The organism is Streptomyces sp. NBC_00083 (genome assembly GCF_026343295.1).
Classification (GTDB): Bacteria; Actinomycetota; Actinomycetes; order Streptomycetales; family Streptomycetaceae; genus Streptomyces.
In genome coordinates, this window is sequence record NZ_JAPELY010000002.1 from 121,532 (window position 1) to 141,197 (window position 19,666).

Below are 19,666 nucleotides of genomic sequence, written 5' to 3' on the forward strand. Positions count from 1 at the left end.
GATGTCCTTCCCCCTCCTCACCGCCACGGCCGCCCTGCCGGCGCTCGGCGCGGTCGCGACCGCGGCCGTCCCCGCCGCACGGCGGACCGCCGCCAAGTGGCTGGCGCTGCTGGTCTCGGTCGGCACCCTGGTGCTCGCCGCGATCCAGCTCGTCCGGTTCGAACCGGGCGGCGCCCGCTACCAGTTGACCGAGTCGCACGCCTGGATCAAGGACTTCGGAGTCCGCTACGAACTGGGTATCGACGGCATCGGCGTCGCCCTCATCGGGCTCACCGCGCTGCTCATCCCGTTCATCATCGCGGCCGGCTGGCACGACGCCGACCCCCTGGAGACCCACAGCAGCCGCTGGCGGCCCACCCAGGGCTTCTTCGCCCTGATCCTCGCCGTCGAGGCGATGGTGGTGCTCTCCTTCGAGGCCACCGACGTCTTCCTCTTCTACATCCTGTTCGAAGCCATGCTCATCCCGATGTACTTCCTCATCGGCGGCTTCGGCGACCGGGCCCACAGTCAGGGCGACGAGGCGGCGGCGACCCAACGCTCGTACGCGGCCGTCAAGTTCCTGCTCTACAACCTGGTCGGCGGCCTCATCATGCTGGCCGCGGTCATCGGCCTGTACGTGGTGGCCGGCTCGTTCTCGCTGGACGAGATCGCCTCGGCCCGCGCGAGCGGCTCGCTCCACATGGCGACCGGCACCGAGCGGCTGCTGTTCCTCGGCTTCTTCTTCGCCTTCGCGGTGAAGGCCCCGCTGTGGCCGCTGCACACCTGGCTGCCCAACGCGATGGGCGAGTCGACCGCACCGGTCGCCGTTCTGATCACCGCGGTCGTCGACAAGGTCGGCACCTTCGCGATGCTGCGCTTCTGCCTCCAGCTCTTCCCGGAGGCCAGCAAGTGGGCCACGCCCGTGATCGTGGTGCTCGCCGTGATCAGCATCATCTACGGGGCGCTGCTCGCGGTCGGCCAGCGCGACATCAAGCGCTTGGTGGCGTACGCGTCGATCTCGCACTTCGGCTTCATCGTCATGGGCATCTTCGCGATGACCAGCCAGGGGCAGTCCGGCGCGACGCTCTACATGGTCAACCACGGGATCTCGACGGCCGCGCTGATGCTGGTGGCCGGCTTCCTGATCTCGCGCCGCGGCTCCCGGCTCATCTCGGACTACGGCGGCGTCCAGAAGGTCGCCCCGGTGCTCGCCGGCACGTTCCTGATCGGCGGCCTCGCCACCCTGTCCCTGCCGGGCCTCGCTCCCTTCGTGAGCGAATTCCTCGTCCTGGTCGGCACGTTCAGCCGCTACCCGGTGGCGGGGGTGGTCGCGACCCTCGGCATCGTCCTGGCCGCGCTCTACGTCCTCGTCCTCTACCAGCGGACGATGACCGGGCCGGTCAAGGCCGAGGTCCAGGGCATGCCCGACCTCAAGGTGCGTGAGCTGCTGGTGGTCGCCCCGCTGATCGCGGTGCTGATCTTCCTCGGGGTCTACCCGAAGCCGCTGACGGACATCGTCAACCCGGCGGTGCAGCACACGATGTCGGACGTACACAAGAAGGATCCCAACCCCGCGGTGGAGGCGGCCAAGTGAGCCCATCAGCTGTCCACAGCCTGTGGACCACGGCGGCCGAGGGAAAGCTGGACAAGATCCCCGCGCCGCACATCGAGTACGCGCAGCTCGCACCCACGCTGATCGTGGTGGGCGCGGCGGTCGTCGGCGTCCTCGTCGAGGCCTTCGTCCCGCGCCGCGCCCGGTACTACACGCAGGTCTTCCTCGCGGTGGTCGCGCTCGCCGCGGCCTTCGCGGCGGTCGTCGGCCTCGCGGCCGGTGGCTACGGCACCACCAAGGCACACATCGCGGCGATGGGCGCGGTCGCGGTCGACGGCCCCGCGCTCTTCCTCCAGGGCACGATCCTGCTGGCCTCGATCGTCGCGGTCTTCACCTTCGCCGAGCGCCGCCTCGACCCGGAGGCGCACGGCAGCAGGGTGGACTCCTTCGCCGCCCAGGCGGCCTCGGTGCCGGGCAGCGACAGCGAGAAGGCCGCGGTCAAGGCCGGGTTCACGACCACGGAGGTCTTCCCGCTCGCGCTGTTCGCGGTCTCCGGGATGCTGGTCTTCCCGGCGGCGAACGACCTCCTGACCCTCTTCGTGGCTCTGGAAGTCTTCTCCCTCCCCCTCTACCTGCTGTGCGCGCTCGCCCGCCGCAAGCGGCTCATGTCGCAGGAAGCGGCCGTCAAGTACTTCCTGCTCGGCGCGTTCTCCTCGGCCTTCCTGCTCTTCGGCATCGCGCTCCTGTACGGCTACGCGGGCTCCGTCTCGTACGCCACGATCGCCGATGTCGTCAGCGGCTCCGTCCAGAACGTCGACCCCGCGCTCGCCGGCACCATGGGCAACGACGCGCTGCTGCTCATCGGCGGCGCGATGCTCCTGATGGGCCTGCTGTTCAAGGTCGGCGCGGTGCCGTTCCACATGTGGACCCCGGACGTCTACCAGGGCGCGCCCACCCCGGTGACGGGCTTCATGGCGGCCGCCACCAAGGTCGCCGCCTTCGGTGCGCTGCTGCGTCTGCTGTACGTGGTGCTGCCCGGCATGAGCTGGGACTGGCGGCCGGTCATGTGGGGCGTCGCGATCATCACGATGCTGGGCGGCGCGGTCGTCGCGATCACCCAGACCGACATCAAGCGGCTCCTCGCGTACTCCTCGATCGCGCACGCCGGGTTCATCCTGGCCGGTGTCATCGCCACCAACGCGGACGGCATCTCGTCCGTCCTCTTCTACCTGGGGGCGTACTCCTTCGTGACGATCGGCGCGTTCGCGGTGGTCACGCTGGTGCGGGACGCGGGCGGCGAGGCGACCCACCTGTCCAAGTGGGCGGGGCTCGGCCGGCGCTCGCCGCTGGTCGCGGCGGTCTTCGCGGTCTTCCTGCTCGCCTTCGCCGGCATCCCGCTGACCTCCGGCTTCTCCGGAAAGTTCGCCGTGTTCAAGGCGGCGGCCGAGGGAGGCGCGGGGGCGCTGGTCGTGGTCGGTGTGATTTCCTCCGCCGTCGCGGCGTTCTTCTACATCCGGGTGATCGTGCTGATGTTCTTCAGCGAGCCGAAGGCCGACGGCCCGACGGTGGCGGTCCCGTCCCCGCTGACGATGACGGCGATCGCGGTCGGCGTCGCGGTGACGCTGGTGCTGGGTGTGGCGCCGCAGTACTTCCTCGACCTCGCGCACAACGCGGGGGTGTTCGTGCGCTAGCTCACCCTCGTGAGACGGGCCCCGGCAAGCCACCAACGCCGGGGCCTTCCGCACGCCCGCCCTCAGACGCCGGACGGGCTGAGGGGGCCGGGCCTGGGCGCCCTGCCACGGTCCACCCGGGGCCGGGGTTGTGGATAACTCGGGGGGTGTCCGTGGGGGCGCCTATCGTTGCTGGGGTGAACGGTGACGGACCAGTGCGGGGGACAGAGCGATGAGCGCAACCGGCGGAACGCAGATGGTGGACACGCAGATCACGGAAGCGCAGGACATCGATACGCAGAGCGACGCCCAGCGGACGCTGCACCGCGTCTTCGGGTACGAGACGTTCCGCGGCGCACAGGGCGACATCATCGAGCACGTCGTGGCCGGGGGCGACGCCCTCGTGCTCATGCCCACCGGCGGCGGAAAGTCGCTGTGCTACCAGATCCCCGCCCTCGTCAGGCCCGGCACCGGCGTCGTCGTCTCCCCGCTCATCGCCCTCATGCAGGACCAGGTGGACGCCCTGCGGGCGCTCGGCGTGCGCGCCGGGTTCATCAACTCCACGCAGGACTTCGACGAGCGCCGCACCGTCGAGGCCGAACTCCTCGCCGGCGAGCTCGACCTCCTCTACCTCGCCCCCGAGCGCCTCCGCGTCGAAGCCACCCTCGACCTCCTCTCCCGCGCCAAGATCTCCGTCTTCGCCATCGACGAGGCGCACTGCGTCGCCCAGTGGGGCCACGACTTCCGCCCCGACTACCTCGCCCTGTCCCTGCTCGGCGAGCGCTGGCCCGACGTGCCTCGCATCGCGCTCACCGCCACCGCCACCGACGCGACGCACCGCGAGATCACCCAGCGCCTCGTCATGCCGGACGCGCGGCACTTCGTGGCCAGCTTCGACCGGCCCAACATCCAGTACCGGATCGTGCCCAAGAGCGACCCGAAGAAGCAGCTGCTCACCTTCCTCAAGGAGGAGCACGACGGAGACGCGGGCATCGTCTACTGCCTCTCGCGCGCCTCGGTCGACAAGACCGCGCAGTACCTGAGCGACAACGGCATCCAGGCCGTCCCGTACCACGCGGGGCTCGACGCCGGCACACGAGCCGTCAACCAGTCCCGCTTCCTGCGGGAGGACGGCCTGGTGGTGGTCGCCACCATCGCCTTCGGCATGGGCATCGACAAGCCCGACGTCCGGTTCGTCGCCCACCTCGACCTGCCCAAGTCCGTCGAGGGCTACTACCAGGAGACCGGCCGCGCGGGGCGTGACGGGCTGCCGTCGACGGCCTGGATGGCGTACGGACTGCAGGACGTCGTCCAGCAGCGGAAGATGATCCAGGGCAGCGAGGGCGACGAGGCGTTCCGGCGCCGGGCCGCCGCGCACCTCGACGCGATGCTGGCGCTCTGTGAGACCGCCTCCTGCCGGCGGGCCCAGCTCCTCGGCTACTTCGGCCAGGAGGCCACCGCCGAGAACTGCGGCAACTGCGACACGTGCCTCACCCCGCCCAAGACGTGGGACGGCACGGTGGCGGCGCAGAAGGTGCTCTCCACGGTCGTACGCCTCCAGCGCGAGCGGGGCCAGAAGTTCGGCGCCGGCCAGATCATCGACATCCTGCTCGGCCGCAGGACCGCGAAGATCATCCAGTTCGACCATGACGCGCTGTCGGTCTTCGGTATCGGAGAGGACCTCTCGGAGGCCCAATGGCGGGGCGTTGCGCGGCAGTTGCTCGCGCAGGGGCTGCTGGCGGTGGAGGGGGAGTACGGGACGCTGGTGCTGACCGAGGCGAGCGGGGAGGTGCTCGGGGGGCGGCGCGAGGTCCGGATGCGGACGGAGCCGGAGAAGCCGGCGCGGGCGGCTTCGCGGAGCGGTCCGAAGAAGTCCGGCGGCGCCGCGGCCGCGGCTGACCTGCCGCCCGAGGCGCTGCCCGTCTTCGAGGCGCTGCGGGCGTGGCGGGCGGCGCAGGCGAAGGAGGGCGGGGTTCCGGCGTACGTCATCTTCCACGATGCGACGTTGCGGGAGATCGCTACGGTTCGGCCGGGGTCTCTGGAGGAGTTGGCCACGGTGAGCGGGGTGGGGGAGAACAAGCGAGCCAAGTACGGCGAGGGCGTCCTGACCGTCCTGGCCGACCTCCCCTGACCCCGGGGCTCCGCCCCAGACCCTCTGCTGGTCACCCTGCGAAGGCCAACCCACTTAGGGGCGCGGGGAACTGCGCGAGACGCGGGCACGGTCCGCGGACGAAGGCGGGGTGTCCTGGGGCTCCGCCCCAGACCCTCTGCTGGTCACCCTGCGAAGGCCAACCCACTTAGGGGCGCGGGGAACTGCGCGAGACGCGGGCACGGTCCGCGGACGAAGGCGGGGTGTCCTGGGGCTCCGCCCCAGACCCCGGTTCGCGCCTGAAGGGCGCTCGTCCTCAAACGCCGGACGGGCTGAGGGGGCCTGTACGGGACGGGGCCGGGCAGCTGCCAAAGCCGGGGTGGCCCCCGGTCCGGGCGCCCCGACAAGGGCGAGGGGTCCCGGGCCGGGGCACCCTGCCAAGGGTCGGCCCGGGTGGGCTGCCCTTGGCAGGGCGCCGAGGGCAGCCCTGTCCCGGGTCAGGGGGTGATGCGGCCGAGGACCTCGCCCAGGCCCACCGGGACCCCGTGCGGCCCGGCCGCCCAGGCCGTGAGGGTGACCTCGTCGCCGTCCTCCAGGAACGTCCGCTTGCCCGTGGGCAGTTCCAGCGGCTCCGTGCCGTTCCAGGTGAGTTCGAGGAGCGACCCGCGCTGGTCGCGCTCGGGTCCGCTGACCGTGCCCGAGCCGAACACGTCACCCGTGCGCAGCGACGCGCCGTTCACCGTCATGTGGGCCAGCTGCTGCGCGGCCGTCCAGTACATCGTCGAGAACGGCGGCTCCGCGACCGGCGTGCCGTTGATCGCCACCGTGATCCGCAGGTCGAACCCGCCCGGCACCTCCTCGGCGGAGTCATCCAGATAGGGCAGGAGGGGGAAGTCCCGGGCGGGCGGGGCGGTGCGGGCCGCCGCCAGGGCCTCCAGGGGGGTGACCCACGCCGAGACCGACGTGGCGAAGGACTTGCCGAGGAAGGGGCCGAGCGGCACGTACTCCCAGGCCTGGATGTCCCGAGCGGACCAGTCGTTGAGCAGGAACAGACCGAAGACGTGGTCGTCGAACGAGGCCAGGTCCACCGGCTCGCCCAGCTCGGACGGCGTACCCACCACGAAGCCCACCTCGGCCTCGATGTCCAGCTTGACGGAGGGGCCGAACACCGGCGCGGCGTCCGCGGGGGTCTTGCGCTGCCCCTGCGGGCGGCGCACCTCCGTGCCCGAGACCACGATCGTGCCGGAGCGGCCGTGGTAACCGATCGGCAGGTGCTTCCAGTTGGGGGTGAGCGCGTCGCCGTCGGGGCGGAAGATCTGGCCCACGTTGGTGGCGTGATGCTCGCTCGCGTAGAAGTCGACGTAGTCGGCGACCTCGTACGGCAGGTGCAGCTCGACCTCGGAGAGGGGGTGCAGCAGGGGCTCTATCACCGGGCGGTGCGCGGGCACCGTCACCCAGGCGGTGAGCGCCCGGCGCACATCGCGCCAGGCCGTGCGCCCCGCCGCGAGGAGCGGGTTGAGGCTCGGCTTGGCGAGGAGCGCCGCGTACGGGGAGCCCAGCGCGTGCGCCGCCGCCCCCGCGTCGAGGACGTGGTCGCCGATGCGGACGCCGACCCTGCGGTCGGCCGGGCGGTCCGGCGTGGAGAAGACGCCGTACGGGAGATTGTGCGGGCCGAAGGGGTCGCCCTCGGCCAGTTCGAGCGGGCTCTGCTCGGACATCGGTGCCTGCCTCGCTTTCCACGGGTGTGGGCTACACGTTACGTGGGCGGTGCTCGGCGCGGCAGTGCCTAAAGAGTTCGCAATGTCCGGAAATTCCGTCTCCGGAAGCGGTCGTTCCCCCTTAGCGTCTCTGTCCGGGGCGGGACCGGCGAGGGGGCCGCGCGCCCTGGCGGGGGTGTCGGGCTTTCTGTCCCGAGGGGGGCCGGTGGCGGGCAGTGGCGTGCTGTTCAGGGTGGACCGGGACGTACCCGGACTGATCGTGAAGTTCGGGAACTATCCGCTGCACCACGGCGGGGTCGGCGCCATCCGCAGTCTCGGCAGACTGGGTGTGCCGATGTACGCGATCACCGAGGACCGGTGGACGCCCGCGGCCCACTCCCGCTACCTCACGCGCGCCTTCGCCTGGCCGACGACCGGGACCGAGGAACCGGCCGCGCTGCTCGACGGGCTGCTCGCGGTCGGGCGGCGGATCGGGCGCCCGTCCGTCCTGATCCCCACCGACGAAGAGGCCGCGGTGCTGATCGCCGAGCACCAGAAGGAGCTCGCCGAGCACTTCCTCTTCCCGTCCGTGGCGCCGGAGTTGCCCCGCCGCCTGGCCAGCAAGCAGGGGCTGCACGAGCTGTGCGTGGAGCACGGCGTGCCGTCCCCGGCGGCCGCGTTCCCCGAGACGTACGCCGATGTCGCGGACTTCGCCGAACACGCGCTCTTCCCGGTGGTGGCCAAGAACCGGGAGGCGTTCGTGCGGCGCCGCCGTCCCGCGGTGGCCGGCACGACCCGGGTCGACGACCGCGGGCATCTGCTCGCGCTGGCCCGCCGCTGGGGCGAGCGGCCGGGCGTGATCCTCCAGGAGTACCTGCCGCGCGAACAGGCCGAGGACTGGATCGTGCACGCCTACTTCGACGAGAACTCCACGCCGCTCGCGCTCTTCACCGGGGTGAAGGTGCGGTCCTGGCCGCCGCACGCGGGGATGACGGCCACCGCGTACGTCGTGGACAACCCCGAGCTCGCCGCTCTCGCCGAACAGTTCGTGAAGCGCATCGGCTTCAGCGGCATCGTCGACCTCGATTTGCGCTTCGACCGGCGCGACGGCCGGTACAAGCTCCTCGACTTCAATCCGCGCATGGGCGCCCAGTTCCGCCTCTTCGAGAGCGAGGCCGGCGTCGACGTGGTCCGCGCCCAGCACCTCCACCTCACGGGGCGCCGGGTGCCCGAGGGCGAACAGCGGGCCGGGCACCGCTACGTGGTCGAGAACATCGACCTGCCCGCGCTGCTCGCCTACCGACGCGGCGGCTACACCACGCCGCACGCGCCCGAGCGCCCGGCCGGCACCGAGCTCGCCTGGATCGCGCGGGACGACATCCGTCCCTTCGTCACGATGCTGGCCCGCTTCGCACGGCCCGGGGCCCGGCATCTGTACCGGCTCTGGCAGGGCTCGCGCCGTACCTGAACCGGCGGGTAGCGCGGCTTCGAACTCCCGTCAGCGAGAAGGGATCGCGAGTGAGTACTGCGAGTACGACGGCACGTCCGGTGGTGGTCATCGGGGCGGGGCCCTACGGTCTGTCGGCCGCCGCGCATCTGCGGGCCCGGGGCGTCCCGGTCCGTGTCTTCGGCTCGCCCATGGTGAGCTGGCGCGCGCACATGCCGGCGGGGATGATCCTCAAGTCGACGCCGGTCGCCTCCGTCATCGACGCGCCGCAGCGGGGCCTCGGGCTGCTCGACTTCTGCGCGGAGACCGGTGCGCGGCGCCTCGAATCGGAGTGGGACCTCATCCCGGTCGAGGACTTCGCCGCGTACGGGCAGTGGTTCGCCGCGAAACTGTTCCCCGATCTGGAGCAGGTCGGGGTCGTCTCGGTGGACCGGGCGCGGGGCGGCGGCTTCGCCCTGAAGCTGGACTCGGGGGAGAGCTTCGAGGCGCGGGCGGTCGTCGTGGCCACCGGGCTCTCGGGGCTCGCCCGGCTGCCGCGGGAACTGGCCGCCGCGATACCCGACGGCCCGTCCGCGTCGGGGCCCGTCTCGCACGCCGCCCAGCACCGCGACCTGTCGGGCTTCGCGGGGCGCGAGGTGCTGGTGGTTGGGGCGGGCCAATCGGCGCTGGAGAACGCGGTGTTGATGGCGGAGGCGGGGGCGAGCGTGCGGGTCGTGGCGCGGCGGGCGGGCGCGGTCGGCTTCGGCGTGCCGCCGGACCGGCAGCCCCGCTTCAGTCCCGACTCCCCCTTCGGCAAGGCGTGGTCGCTGTACGCACTTTCGTACCACGCGACCCACGTGCGCCACCTGCCGCCGGCGGCCCGGCACTACCTGGTGCGCAACGTGCTGGGCCCGCTGGGCGCGTGGTGGCTGCGCGAGCGCTTCACCGGGCGGGTCGCGGTGACCGACGGGCGGCGGATCGTCCGGGCCCGGGTGGAGTCGGGCCGGCCGGTGCTCACGCTGAGCGGCGGGGCGGGGGCGGGGCGGGAGCTCGCGGCGGATCACGTCATGGCGGCGACGGGGTACCGCATGGACGTGGCGGCGCTGTCCTTCCTGGGGGACGGCGTGCGGACGGGGCTCGTCGTGTCGCGGGGGGCGCCCGTTCTCGACGCGGGCTTCCAGTCGGCCGTGCGGGGGCTGTACTTCACGGGGTTGCCCGCGGCGTCCTCCTTCGGGCCGCTGATGCGCTTCGTCTGCGGCACGCGGTACGCCTCCCCTCGCCTGGCCGCGGCCCTCTCCCGCGCATGACCCCGCGCAGTTCCCCGCGCCCCTGGGCGGGTTGCCCTTGGCAGGGTGCCCAGCTGCGGCATCCTCAGCCGGTCCGGCGTTTGAGGACGAGCGCCCTTCAGGCGCGAACGGGGTCTGGGGCGGAGCCCCAGGCTCCTGAACCTCAGCCGTCCACAACCCCCGGAGGGTTTCGGGAAGGGGCGGGGTGGGGCATCCCCCGGGGCCTGGGGCGGAGCCCCAGCAACCCCGGCCTTCGTCAGCAGACCGTGCTGGGGCACCCGCGCAGTTCCCCGCGCCCCTAAAAGTAGGGCACCCGGCGTCGACGCCCGCGGCCCGCGCCCGCCGCGGCGGAGCCGCGCAAATGGCACAGCCCCGTGCCCCTGGTAGGGCACCCGGCGTGGACCGTTCGCGCCCGGTGGGGCGCCCGGGGCCGGTCCCGGGTCAGCCCGTGTGGCGGGGGATTCGGCGTTGCCAGGTGCGGTGGAAGACGACTTCGTCGCCCTCGCGGCACACCACCTCGTCCGACGTCACGAAATCCGCCGCATCACACGTGATCTCCGACCGCGTCTCCACGCTCACGTCCCACCCCAGCTCCGGCCGGTGCAGCCGGACCCGCCACTCCGAGCGCGTCCGCGCGGACAGCGGGTCGTCCGACTCGATGACGTACGTCTCCTTCGCGTCCTCCGAGAATTCGAGGCCGTCCGGGTAGACCCGGGTCCCGCCGTACCGCGGGTCGACTTCCAGGCGCCACTCGCCCTTCGCCACGTCGCGTACAACGAGCCGTTCGGGACGGGGCTCGTCGAGCGGGGCCGGGTAGGAGACGCCGAGCGGCTCGGACTGCTCGGGGTCCGCGAAGGCGATCGTGTCGTCCGACGTCCGCTCACGCAGCGGGAGTTCGAGGGCGGAGCCCGCCGGGTCGAGGGTGAAGCCCACCGAGTCGGCCTGCGGCCAGATCCACGGCCAGTACGCGGAGGAGACCGCGAGCCGGATGCGGTGGCCCGGAGGGAAGGCGTGTCCGATGCCGTTCAGGGAGAACACCACGTCCTCCATCGCGCCGAGCGGCCACGCCTCGGCCCGGTCCCGGCCGTGGCGGGCGGAGAGGTTGAGCACGCCCCGCGTCACCAGCGTCGACGAGCCGTCCGGCGCCACGTCGCAGAGGCGCGCGATCGCCTGGCCGAAGGGCACGTCCATGCGCAGACGCAGGGTCACGCGGGGCCGGCCCAGGATTTCCAGCGGACCGGAGTCCGCCGGGACCGGGAAGTCGAAGGCGGCCGAGTGGGCGTCCTCGGCGCGCTGGTCCGGAGGCAGATCCGCGTCGTTGCCGAAGGGGAAGAAGCGGCCGGCGTCGAGCCCGGTGTGCTGCGGCGAGCGCACCCGCACGGGCTCGCCGCCCAGCGCGTACGACACCGGGGTGACGTGCGGAGAGGGCCAGGCGGGGTCGCCGACCCAGCGGCCCGGCAGCTCCGCGTAGACCGTGGCCGGCGGGTGCGACTCGCTGATCCAGGAGCGCAGCAGGGGCTCCTTCATCACCCCCGTCTCCTCGCCCTTGAGGTGGTGGTCCCACCAGCGCAGGGTCTCCTGGAGGAAGCCGATGGCGGGGCCGGGCGGCAGACCGCGGTCCGGGTACTGGTGCGACCAGGGGCCGATGAGGCCGCGTACCCGGTCCGCCGGGAGGTGCTCCACCAGGCGCAGGACCGTGTCGCGGTACGGGTCGTGCCAGCCGCCCACCGCGAGGACGGCCGCGTCGATCGCTCCGTAGTCCTCGCAGACGCTGCCGTGCTTCCAGTAGGCGTCCCGGGTCTGGTGGGCGAGCCAGGTGTGGATGAACGGCTCCACCGCTTCGAGTCGTTCCAGCCACATTTCGCGCCATTTTTCCCCGACGAAGAGGGGGTCCGGCGGGCGCGAGACGAAGGCCAGCATCGTCGCCGCCCAGGCGTGCATGTCGACGGCGAGCACCGAACCGCCCATGTAGTGCACGTCGTTGTCGTAGCGGTCGTCGGCTGAGCAGACCGTCACGATCGCCTTGAGCGGTTCGGGCGCGAGGGCGGCGATCTGGAGGCTGTTGAAGCCGCCCCACGAGATGCCGAACATGCCGACCTTGCCGGTGCACCAGGGCTGCCGCGCCAGCCAGTTGACGACCGCGACCCCGTCGGCCAGCTCCGTCGCGTCGTACTCGTCGCCCGGCAGCCCCTCGGAGCAGCCGTGCCCGCGCACATCGACGCGGACCGAGGCGTAGCCGTGCCCCGCGTACCAGGGGTGGCGCTGCCAGTCGCGCGGCGCCGTCCAGTCGGTGAGGCGGTACGGAAGGTATTCGAGGAGCGCCGGGACGGGCTCCTCGCCGACCGGGCGCCAGACGCGCGCGTACAGCAGGGTGCCGTCCGGGAGCGGGATCCGGACATCCTCGCGCTGTGTCTCGTACGGGAATGCGGTGCGGATGTGCATGGCGGCGACCTCGGGGGAGCGGGGTGCGTGCTCGGGACTCAGTGGACGGGGTGCATGGTGCGCTTGAGCCAGGGGGCGGCGACGATCACGGCGATGCCGACGAGCACCGCGATGGCGCCGTTGACGCCGAAGTACGCCGGATTGGAGACCTTTCCGTACACCTTCACGGTCTGCGCCTGGATGCCGTTGGCGAGCGCGAGGGAGAGGAACCAGAGCGACATCGTCTGGCTGGCGAAGGCCCGCGGGGCGAGCTTGGTGGTGGCCGACATGCCGGAGGTTTCGAGCAGGATGTCGCCGAGCCCGAGCAGCAGGTACGAGCCGACGATCCACCAGGCCGCCATCTTGTAGGTGTCGGTGGCGTGGCCCGACGTCGGCAGGACCATCAGCAGGAACGACAGGCCGCCCAGGATCACACCGAAGGCGATCTTGTTGGAGGCGTGCGGCTGGCGCGGGCCCATGCGGGCCCACACGGCGGCCACCACCGGCGCGAGCGCCACCTCGAACGCGCCGAGCGCGGAGGCGTACCAGCTGGCCGGGAAGTGGAAGCCGAGGATGGTCGTCTCGGCGTTGGTGGAGGCGAGCAGCATCATCGTCGAGTACGCCTGGAACAGGATGAAGTTGAACGCGACCGAGGCGAGGAACAGGACCACGTAGGGCCGCAGGCGGCCGCGTTCCTCGGCGCTCACGCGGGGGCTCGCGAACATCACCGCGAAGTAGACGATCGGTGCGATCACCGAGATCAGGGTGAGCAGGTCGACGAAGCGGCCCATCGTGAGCCAGCCGCCGAGGGAGAGCAGCACGGCGAGCGCGGCCACGATCACCGCGCCGAGGACCATCAGGCGGACCGCGCGCCGCATGCCCTCGGGCGGCAGGGCGAATTCGGCCGCGTGCTTGCGTCCGGCCAGGTGGCGCCGGCCGAGCACGTACTGGATCAGGCCGAACGTCATGCCGATCGCGGCGGCCGAGAAGCCCCAGTGCCAGCCCTTGTGGTCGCCGAGCCAGCCGGTGATCAGCGGGCCGAGGAAGGCGCCGATGTTGATGCCCATGTAGTAGAGGGCGAAGCCGGCGTCGCGCCGCTCGTCGTCGGTGCGGTAGAGCTTGCCGACCATGGTGGCCACATTGGGCTTGAGCAGGCCGGTCCCCGCGCTGATCAGGCCGAGCCCGGCCCAGGTCGCGGCCGGGGCGGGCACGGCCATCGCGTAGTGGCCGCAGGCGATGAGGACGCCGCCGTACAGGACCGCGCGGTAGGAGCCGAGGATGCGGTCGGCGAGCCAGCCGCCTCCCACCGAGACCAGATAGACCAGGGTGCCGTACGCGGCCGAGACCGAGGCCGCGGTGCCGGCGGCCATGCCCATGCCGCCGTGGGCGACCGAGTCGGCGAAGTACAGGACGAGGATTGCCTGCATGCCGAGGAACGAGAATCGCTCCCAGACCTCCAGGCCGGAGAGGGTGACGAGGCCGCGGGGCTGGCCGAAAAGGGCATGATCGTCCTCGGGCGGCGGCTGTTCCGCGGCCGGTTCTTCGGGGGTCTCAGCCATGGTCTCGGACAAAAGCTCCACTCCTGATCGTATGAGCTGATCAAGAACATACCGGGGTACGGGGGACTGTGCGCGGGCGGTGACGGGAAGGCGCCCATGGTGATCGAACAGCGACCCGATACGCTGACTTGAGTGAAGGCAGCGACACATCGACAATCCGTGTGATCGTCAGCAGACAGGAGTACCCCTCGTGACCGTCGTCGGGCCGTTCGGGCTGAGCGTGCGGGACCAGGCACTTGAAGCCGATGTCCAGACCGGATTGGCAGCTGTCGAGGCGGGGCTGCTCGATGCCACCAAGAGCGAGGTCCCGTTCATCACGGAGGCCGCGCAACACCTCATCCGTGCAGGTGGCAAGCGGTTCCGTCCGTTGATCGTGATGCTGGCCGCCCAGTTCGGTGATCCCTACTCGCCCGGCGTCGTGCCCTCGGCCGTGGTCGTCGAGCTCACCCACCTCGCGACGCTGTACCACGACGACGTGATGGACGAGGCCGATGTGCGGCGCGGCGTGGACAGCGCCAACACCCGCTGGGGCAACTCCGTCGCGGTCCTGACGGGTGATTTTCTCTTCGCGCGCGCGTCGCACATACTGGCGGATCTCGGCCCCGAGGCCGTACGCATTCAGGCCGAGGCGTTCGAACGGCTCGTCACGGGACAGATCCTGGAGACCGCGGGCCCCCGCGACGGGCGCGACCCGGTCGACCACTACCTCGACGTGCTGGCCGGCAAGACCGGCTCGCTCGTCGCGGTCTCCGGCCGGTTCGGCGCGATGATGTCCGGCGCCGACGAGTCGGTCGTCGACATCCTCACGCAGTACGGCGAGCGCCTGGGCACCGCCTTCCAGCTCGCCGACGACGTCCTGGACATCGCAAGCGACTCCCACGAGTCCGGCAAGACCCCGGGCACCGACCTGCGCGAGGGCATCCCCACGCTGCCGGTCCTGCATCTGCGGGCCCGCGCCGCCAAGGACGGCCTCCCCGAGGACCTGGAGCTCGTGGCGCTGCTCGACGGCGACCTCAGCGACGACGCCCGGCACGCGGAGGCGCTGCGCCGGCTGCGCGTCCACCCGGCGCTCGAACAGGCGCGCAAGGACACCGTGCGGTACGCGGAGGAGGCGAGGGCCACCCTCGCGCCGCTGCCCTCGGGGTATGCGAAGTCCGCGCTGGAAGAGCTCTGCGACGCGGTCGTGCACCGCGCCGGCTGACCCGACGGGGGCGGCCGCCGCCCCCTACGGGACGGGGCCCCGGTCTCGGGGTTCCGTCATCCCAGAGAGGTACGCCGGGTTGCTCCTGGGGGCTGACGCGCGGGGCCGTGCATTTTGGTCGAATGGATATCACCACTCCTGACCAATTCGGGTGAGAATGGCGGCGCGGGGTGGAACTGAGCACGACGGACGGACGCCGCCGACCACGGAGGTAGGGCACACATGGCACCGAACGACAGCGCACAGGCCACCGACGAGGGCCAGGAGCCCGGCGCCGGGCGCCGAAAGGCGGCGCGCTACATCGTCCCGGTCGCGGTAGCGGGCGTGGCGGCCGCGACCATCGGACTGGTCCCGGCACTCGCCGCGGCCGGTGACCCCAGTCTGCCGAAGATCAGCGCACAGCAGCTCATCGAGAAGATCGCCGCGTCGGACACCCAGCAGCTCTCCGGCACGGTGAAGATCACCACCGACCTGGGCCTGCCCGGCCTGGACAGCCTCGGCTCGTTGGTCCCCAAGGCCGGCGGCTCCGGCAAGTCGGCCGCACCGCAGGACAAGCTCACCGAGCTGGCGTCCGGCACCCACACCCTGCGCGTCGCGGCCGACGGCCCCGACCGCCAGAAGGTGTCGATCCTGGAGGACGCGGCCGAGTACAGCCTCATCCACAACGGCGACGACGTCTGGGCGTACGACAGCGGCTCCAACCAGGCCTATCACGCGCAGCACTCCGCGGCCGACGGGGCGAAGGAGCACGGCGGCCGGGCGCACGGCGGCAAGACGCCGGACGCGGGCGTTCCGACCACGCCGAAGGCGATCGCCGACCAGTTCCTGAAGAACGTCGACCCGACCACCGCGGTCTCGGTCGACGGCACGGCGCAGGTGGCCGGGCACGACGCGTACCAGCTCCTGATCAAGCCCAAGCAGTCCGGTTCGACGATCGGGTCGGTGCGCATCGCCGTCGACGCCAAGACGGGCGTGCCGCTGAAGGTCACGCTCTCGTCGAGCGCGGGCGGCAAGGCCGTGGTCGACGCGGGCTTCACCAAGGTCGACTTCTCCAAGCCGTCCGCGAGCACCTTCGCCTTCACCCCGCCCAAGGGCGCGAAGGTCACCGAGGACGACGGCAAGCAGAAGCAGAGCTTCAAGCCCGAGCAGAGCCTGCCCGGCGGGCTCGGCGGCCTGGGCGACGGCAAGAACACCAAGGTGATCGGCGAGGGCTGGACCGCCATCGCCACGTTCGACACCGGCGGCAAGGGCATGCCGAAGGCGGAGCAGGGCAAGGGCGGCGGCGACGCCCAGAAGTTCCTCGACTCCCTCGGCGACAAGGCGTCCGGCCCGTTCGGCACGGGCACGGTCTTCAAGACCCGCGTGGTCAACGCCTTGATCACGGACAACGGCAAGGTGTACGTGGGTGCCGTGACCAAGGACGCGCTGATCGCGGCGGCCAACTCCAACAAGTAACGGGCACGGGGGGAAGGCGGGTTGGGGGAGGGGAGCCGGGGCTCCGGTTTCCTCCCCCGGCCCGGTCCGGCCCCTCCGGGGACCAGGGGGCTCGGCCTCCGGCCCGGAAAGGGGCGCGGGTGGGCAACAGTTCGGCGGTCATCGAGACGCGGGGGCTGAGCAAGCGGTTCCGCGGCGGCCAGCTGGCCGTGGAGGGGCTCGACCTCACCGTGCCCCGCGGCAGCGTCTTCGGTTTCCTCGGCCCCAACGGGTCCGGCAAGACCACCACCATCCGCATGCTGATGGGGCTCATCGAGCCGACGGCGGGCACCGCGCGGGTCCTGGACAGCCCCATGCCGCGCGCGGCCCGCACCGTGCTGCCCCGGGTCGGCGCCCTCATCGAGGGCCCGGCCCTCTACCCCTTCCTGTCGGGCCGCGACAATCTGCTGCGCTACGACGCGGCCGATCCCACGGCCGACCCGCGCAGCCGCACCGCCCGGGTGGCCGCCGCGCTCGACCGGGTGGGCCTCACCGTCGCGGCCGGCAAGAAGGCACGGGCGTACTCCCTGGGCATGAAGCAGCGCCTCGGCCTGGCGTCCGCGCTGCTCCAGCGCAGGGAGCTGCTCGTCCTCGACGAGCCGACCAACGGGCTCGACCCCCAGGGGATGCGCGAAATCCGCTCCCTGATAAGGGAGTTGGCCGACGACGGGACGACCGTCTTCCTCTCCTCGCACCTGCTCGACGAGATCGAGCAGGTCTGCTCGCACGCCGCGGTGATGAACCAGGGCCGGCTCGTCGTCCAGGGCGAGGTGGCCGAGCTCGCGGCGAGCGCCCGCGGCCGGCTCGCGGTGACCACCCCGGACACCGGCGCGGCGGCCCGCCTCCTCAAGGAGCGCGGGATCGCCGATGTCACCGTCGCCAGAGAGGACCGCGTCACGGGTGAACTCCCGCTGGATGACGTCGAGTTGGCGGACATCAACGCCGGGCTCGTCCGGGCCGGGGTGCGGGTGCGCGGATTCGTGGCCGAGCGGGCCTCCCTGGAGGACGCGTTCGTCGCACTGACCGGGGAGGGCTTCGATGTCGCGGGCTGAGACCGCGGAAGTGGCGGACCGGGCGCCGGACACGGCGCCGGCCCGGAAGCCGGGCGTCCTGTGGTCGCTCGGCCTCTTCCGCTCCGAGATCGTCACCGTGCTGCGCCGCTGGCGCACGCTCGCCCTGCTCGCGGTGCTCGCCGCCGTGCCGGTCCTCATCGGTATCGCGGTGCGGATCGAGACGGGCGACGGCGGGGGCGGCGGCAGGGGCGGCGAGGGCCCGGCCTTCGTCTCCCAGATCACCAACAACGGGCTCTTCCTGGTCTTCGCCGCGCTCGCGGCCACCCTGCCGGTCTTCCTGCCGATGGCGGTCGGCGTGGTGGCGGGCGACGCGGTGGCGGGCGAGGCCGGCTCGGGCACCCTGCGCTATCTGCTGGTCGCCCCGGCCGGGCGCACCCGGCTGCTGCTCGCCAAGTACGCCTCGGTACTGGTGTTCTGTCTGACGGCGACGCTGGTGGTGGCCGCGTCCGCGCTCGCGGTCGGCCTCCTGCTCTTCCCGCTCGGCGACGTCACGACCATCTCCGGTACGCAGATCTCCTTCGCGGACGGGCTGCTGCGGGCGGCGGCGGTCGCCGGGGTGGTCGCCGTCTCGCTATCCGGAATGGCGGCGCTCGGCCTGTTCGTCTCGACGCTGACCAGTAGCGGGATCGCCGCGATGGCCTCGACCGTCGGGCTGCTCGTCACGGTCCAGATCCTGGGCCAGATACCGCAGTTGCACGCGATGGGGCCGTATCTGTTCCCGCACTACTGGCTGTCCTTCGCGGACGTGCTGCGCGAGCCCGTCTACTGGGACCAGCTGGTGAAGAACTTCGAGCTCCAGGCGCTGTACGTCGCGGTCTTCGGCTCGGCGGCGTGGGCCCGCTTCACCACGAAGGACATCACCGCGTGACACCGGGTGGAAGGGAAAGCGGTACGGTCGCGTCGAGCCCACCCCCGTGACGGCTCGACACGACACGTTCCGTTTCCCGTGTCATTGTTGGAGCCGCGCGTTCTGGTGTCAATCCGGTTCCGTGCCTGCTCGTAGAGTGAGGACATGATCACCCCGTCCGAGTCAGCCCCGAGCTCACGGCGGCGCAGCGAGAAGTCGCGTCGTGCGACGTTGTCGGCCGCGCTCGAACTGTGCACGGAGAACGGGTACGGCAAGGTCACCATCGAGGCCATCGCGGCGCGTGCCGGGGTGAGCAAGAAGACGATCTACCGCTGGTGGCCGACGAAGGGCGCGGTCCTGCTCGACGCGGTGACCGAACTCGTGGTCAGCGACACGCCGTTCCCCGACACCGGGGACATCGACGCCGATCTGAGCACCCACATCGGCAGCCTGGTGCAGCTGTTCAGCGCGCCCGTGGCGGGACCCGCGTACACCGGGATCCTCTCCGAGGTGCTGCACGACGAGCGGCTGGCCAGGACGGTCAACGAGCAGTTCGTCATCCCCCGCGTCGCGCTGGTCCACGCACGCATGCGCCGCGCCCAGGAGCAGGGCCAGCTGCCCCCGGACGCGGATCTGCCGCTCGCCGTCGAACTGCTCTACGGCCCGCTCTACTACCGCCACGCGCTGCGCCGCCCGCTCCCTTCGCCGGAGCGGGTGGAGGAGATCGTGGCCCATGTCATGCGGGCGTTGCGGGCGCCGGCGTCGCGCTGAAGAACGTCTTGGCCTGGGCGACGGCGTCCAAGTCGCCCTCGATGTCGCCGGGTTCGGTGCCGGTGCCGAGGAGCGCGCCGCCCCAGCGCATGCCCAGGTACGTGGCCGAGCGCCGCAGGGTGTCCACCAGGGGGTCGGCGGCGGAGTGGTCGGCCCCGGCGAGCACGCTCACACCCCACAGGGTGCGGCCCGTCATGCGCTGCTTGAAGTCCAGCTCGGGGCGGGAGAGCCAGGTCACCCAGTGGTCGAGGTAGTGCTTGACCGGAGCCGAGACGCTGTACCAGTACAGGGGCGAGGCGATCACCAGGTCGGTGGCGGCCAGGGTCGCGTCCAGAAGTCTCGCCGCGTCGCCGGTGGGCGCGGGCGGTACCGGGTCCTCGCCGTGCCGGATGTCGCGGAACGGCGGGAGTTCGAGGTCGACGAGGCTGAGCCAGCGCGCGGTGTCACCGGCGGGCAACTGCTCGGCGGCGTGCCGCGCGAGCGCCTCGGTGTTGCCGCCGCCGCGGGTGCTGCCGAGCAGGAAAAGGAAATCGCGGGCCATGGTCCCCTCCGTCTGTGACCGGGCCGGTCGGGGCCCGGAGAATCATGCACATGCAGTATATGCACATGCATGATTCTCCGG

General features: G+C 71.7%; 14 protein-coding genes. 10 read left to right on the plus strand and 4 right to left on the minus strand.

All coding sequences use genetic code 11. The features are described 5' to 3' along the window. Position 1: 1 nt before the first annotated feature. The 3 genes from OOJ98_RS16990 to recQ all read left to right on the plus strand — a co-directional run bounded on the left by OOJ98_RS16990 (position 2) and on the right by recQ (position 5,332). The gene (locus tag OOJ98_RS16990; protein WP_267055753.1) at positions 2–1,573 is read left to right on the plus strand and encodes an NADH-quinone oxidoreductase subunit M; all 1,572 of its coding nucleotides are present in this window, start codon (positions 2–4) and stop codon (positions 1,571–1,573) included. Further along, entirely contained in the window at positions 1,570–3,222 is a 1,653-nt protein-coding gene (nuoN, locus tag OOJ98_RS16995; RefSeq protein WP_267055754.1) for an NADH-quinone oxidoreductase subunit NuoN, read from the plus strand. Before OOJ98_RS16990 ends, nuoN begins: the two co-directional genes overlap by 4 nt. 235 nt (positions 3,223–3,457) lie before the next feature. Continuing rightward, on the plus strand, positions 3,458–5,332 hold the full coding sequence (recQ, locus tag OOJ98_RS17000) for a DNA helicase RecQ (RefSeq protein WP_267057000.1): 1,875 nt from the start codon (positions 3,458–3,460) through the stop codon (positions 5,330–5,332). Between the two features lie 455 nt (positions 5,333–5,787). Here recQ and fahA read toward each other — a convergent pair whose 3' ends face one another. Continuing rightward, entirely contained in the window at positions 5,788–7,008 is a 1,221-nt protein-coding gene (gene fahA / locus OOJ98_RS17005) for a fumarylacetoacetase (protein ID WP_267055755.1), read from the minus strand. Positions 7,009–7,213: 205 nt separating this feature from the next. On the opposite strand from fahA, the gene OOJ98_RS17010 reads away from it, so the two are divergent. Both OOJ98_RS17010 and OOJ98_RS17015 read left to right on the plus strand, forming a co-directional pair. Next, complete coding sequence (locus OOJ98_RS17010; RefSeq protein ID WP_267055756.1) at positions 7,214–8,455, plus strand: ATP-grasp domain-containing protein; 1,242 nt, start codon at positions 7,214–7,216, stop codon at positions 8,453–8,455. 50 nt (positions 8,456–8,505) lie between these two features. Further along, the gene (locus OOJ98_RS17015; RefSeq protein WP_267055757.1) at positions 8,506–9,720 is read left to right on the plus strand and encodes an FAD-dependent oxidoreductase; all 1,215 of its coding nucleotides are present in this window, start codon (positions 8,506–8,508) and stop codon (positions 9,718–9,720) included. A 420-nt stretch (positions 9,721–10,140) separates the two neighbouring features. Here OOJ98_RS17015 and OOJ98_RS17020 read toward each other — a convergent pair whose 3' ends face one another. Together OOJ98_RS17020 and OOJ98_RS17025 are read right to left on the minus strand one after the other, a co-directional pair. Next, positions 10,141–12,141, minus strand: coding sequence for a CocE/NonD family hydrolase (locus tag OOJ98_RS17020; RefSeq protein WP_267055758.1), 2,001 nt, complete (start codon positions 12,139–12,141; stop codon positions 10,141–10,143). Between the two features lie 38 nt (positions 12,142–12,179). After that, on the minus strand, positions 12,180–13,691 hold the full coding sequence (locus tag OOJ98_RS17025; protein ID WP_267055759.1) for a peptide MFS transporter: 1,512 nt from the start codon (positions 13,689–13,691) through the stop codon (positions 12,180–12,182). 178 nt (positions 13,692–13,869) lie between these two features. Here OOJ98_RS17025 and OOJ98_RS17030 point away from each other — a divergent pair, with 178 nt between their 5' ends. The 5 genes from OOJ98_RS17030 to OOJ98_RS17050 all read left to right on the plus strand — a co-directional run bounded on the left by OOJ98_RS17030 (position 13,870) and on the right by OOJ98_RS17050 (position 19,044). After that, positions 13,870–14,880, plus strand: coding sequence for a polyprenyl synthetase family protein (locus OOJ98_RS17030; RefSeq protein ID WP_267055760.1), 1,011 nt, complete (start codon positions 13,870–13,872; stop codon positions 14,878–14,880). 222 nt (positions 14,881–15,102) lie between these two features. Beyond that, on the plus strand, positions 15,103–16,335 hold the full coding sequence (locus OOJ98_RS17035) for a DUF2092 domain-containing protein (protein WP_267055761.1): 1,233 nt from the start codon (positions 15,103–15,105) through the stop codon (positions 16,333–16,335). 119 nt (positions 16,336–16,454) lie between these two features. Then, positions 16,455–17,405, plus strand: a complete 951-nt coding sequence (locus tag OOJ98_RS17040) for an ABC transporter ATP-binding protein (RefSeq protein WP_267055762.1) — start codon at positions 16,455–16,457, stop codon at positions 17,403–17,405. Next, positions 17,392–18,294, plus strand: a complete 903-nt coding sequence (locus OOJ98_RS17045; protein ID WP_267055763.1) for an ABC transporter permease — start codon at positions 17,392–17,394, stop codon at positions 18,292–18,294. Before OOJ98_RS17040 ends, OOJ98_RS17045 begins: the two co-directional genes overlap by 14 nt. A gap of 144 nt (positions 18,295–18,438) precedes the next feature. Further along, positions 18,439–19,044: a TetR/AcrR family transcriptional regulator gene (locus OOJ98_RS17050; RefSeq protein WP_267055764.1), complete on the plus strand. Its 606-nt coding sequence runs from the start codon at positions 18,439–18,441 to the stop codon at positions 19,042–19,044. Here the strand turns inward: OOJ98_RS17050 and OOJ98_RS17055 are convergent. Continuing rightward, positions 19,010–19,585, minus strand: a complete 576-nt coding sequence (locus tag OOJ98_RS17055; protein ID WP_267055765.1) for a flavodoxin family protein — start codon at positions 19,583–19,585, stop codon at positions 19,010–19,012. The two genes, OOJ98_RS17050 and OOJ98_RS17055, sit on opposite strands and share 35 nt — an antisense overlap. Positions 19,586–19,666 lie beyond the last annotated feature (81 nt).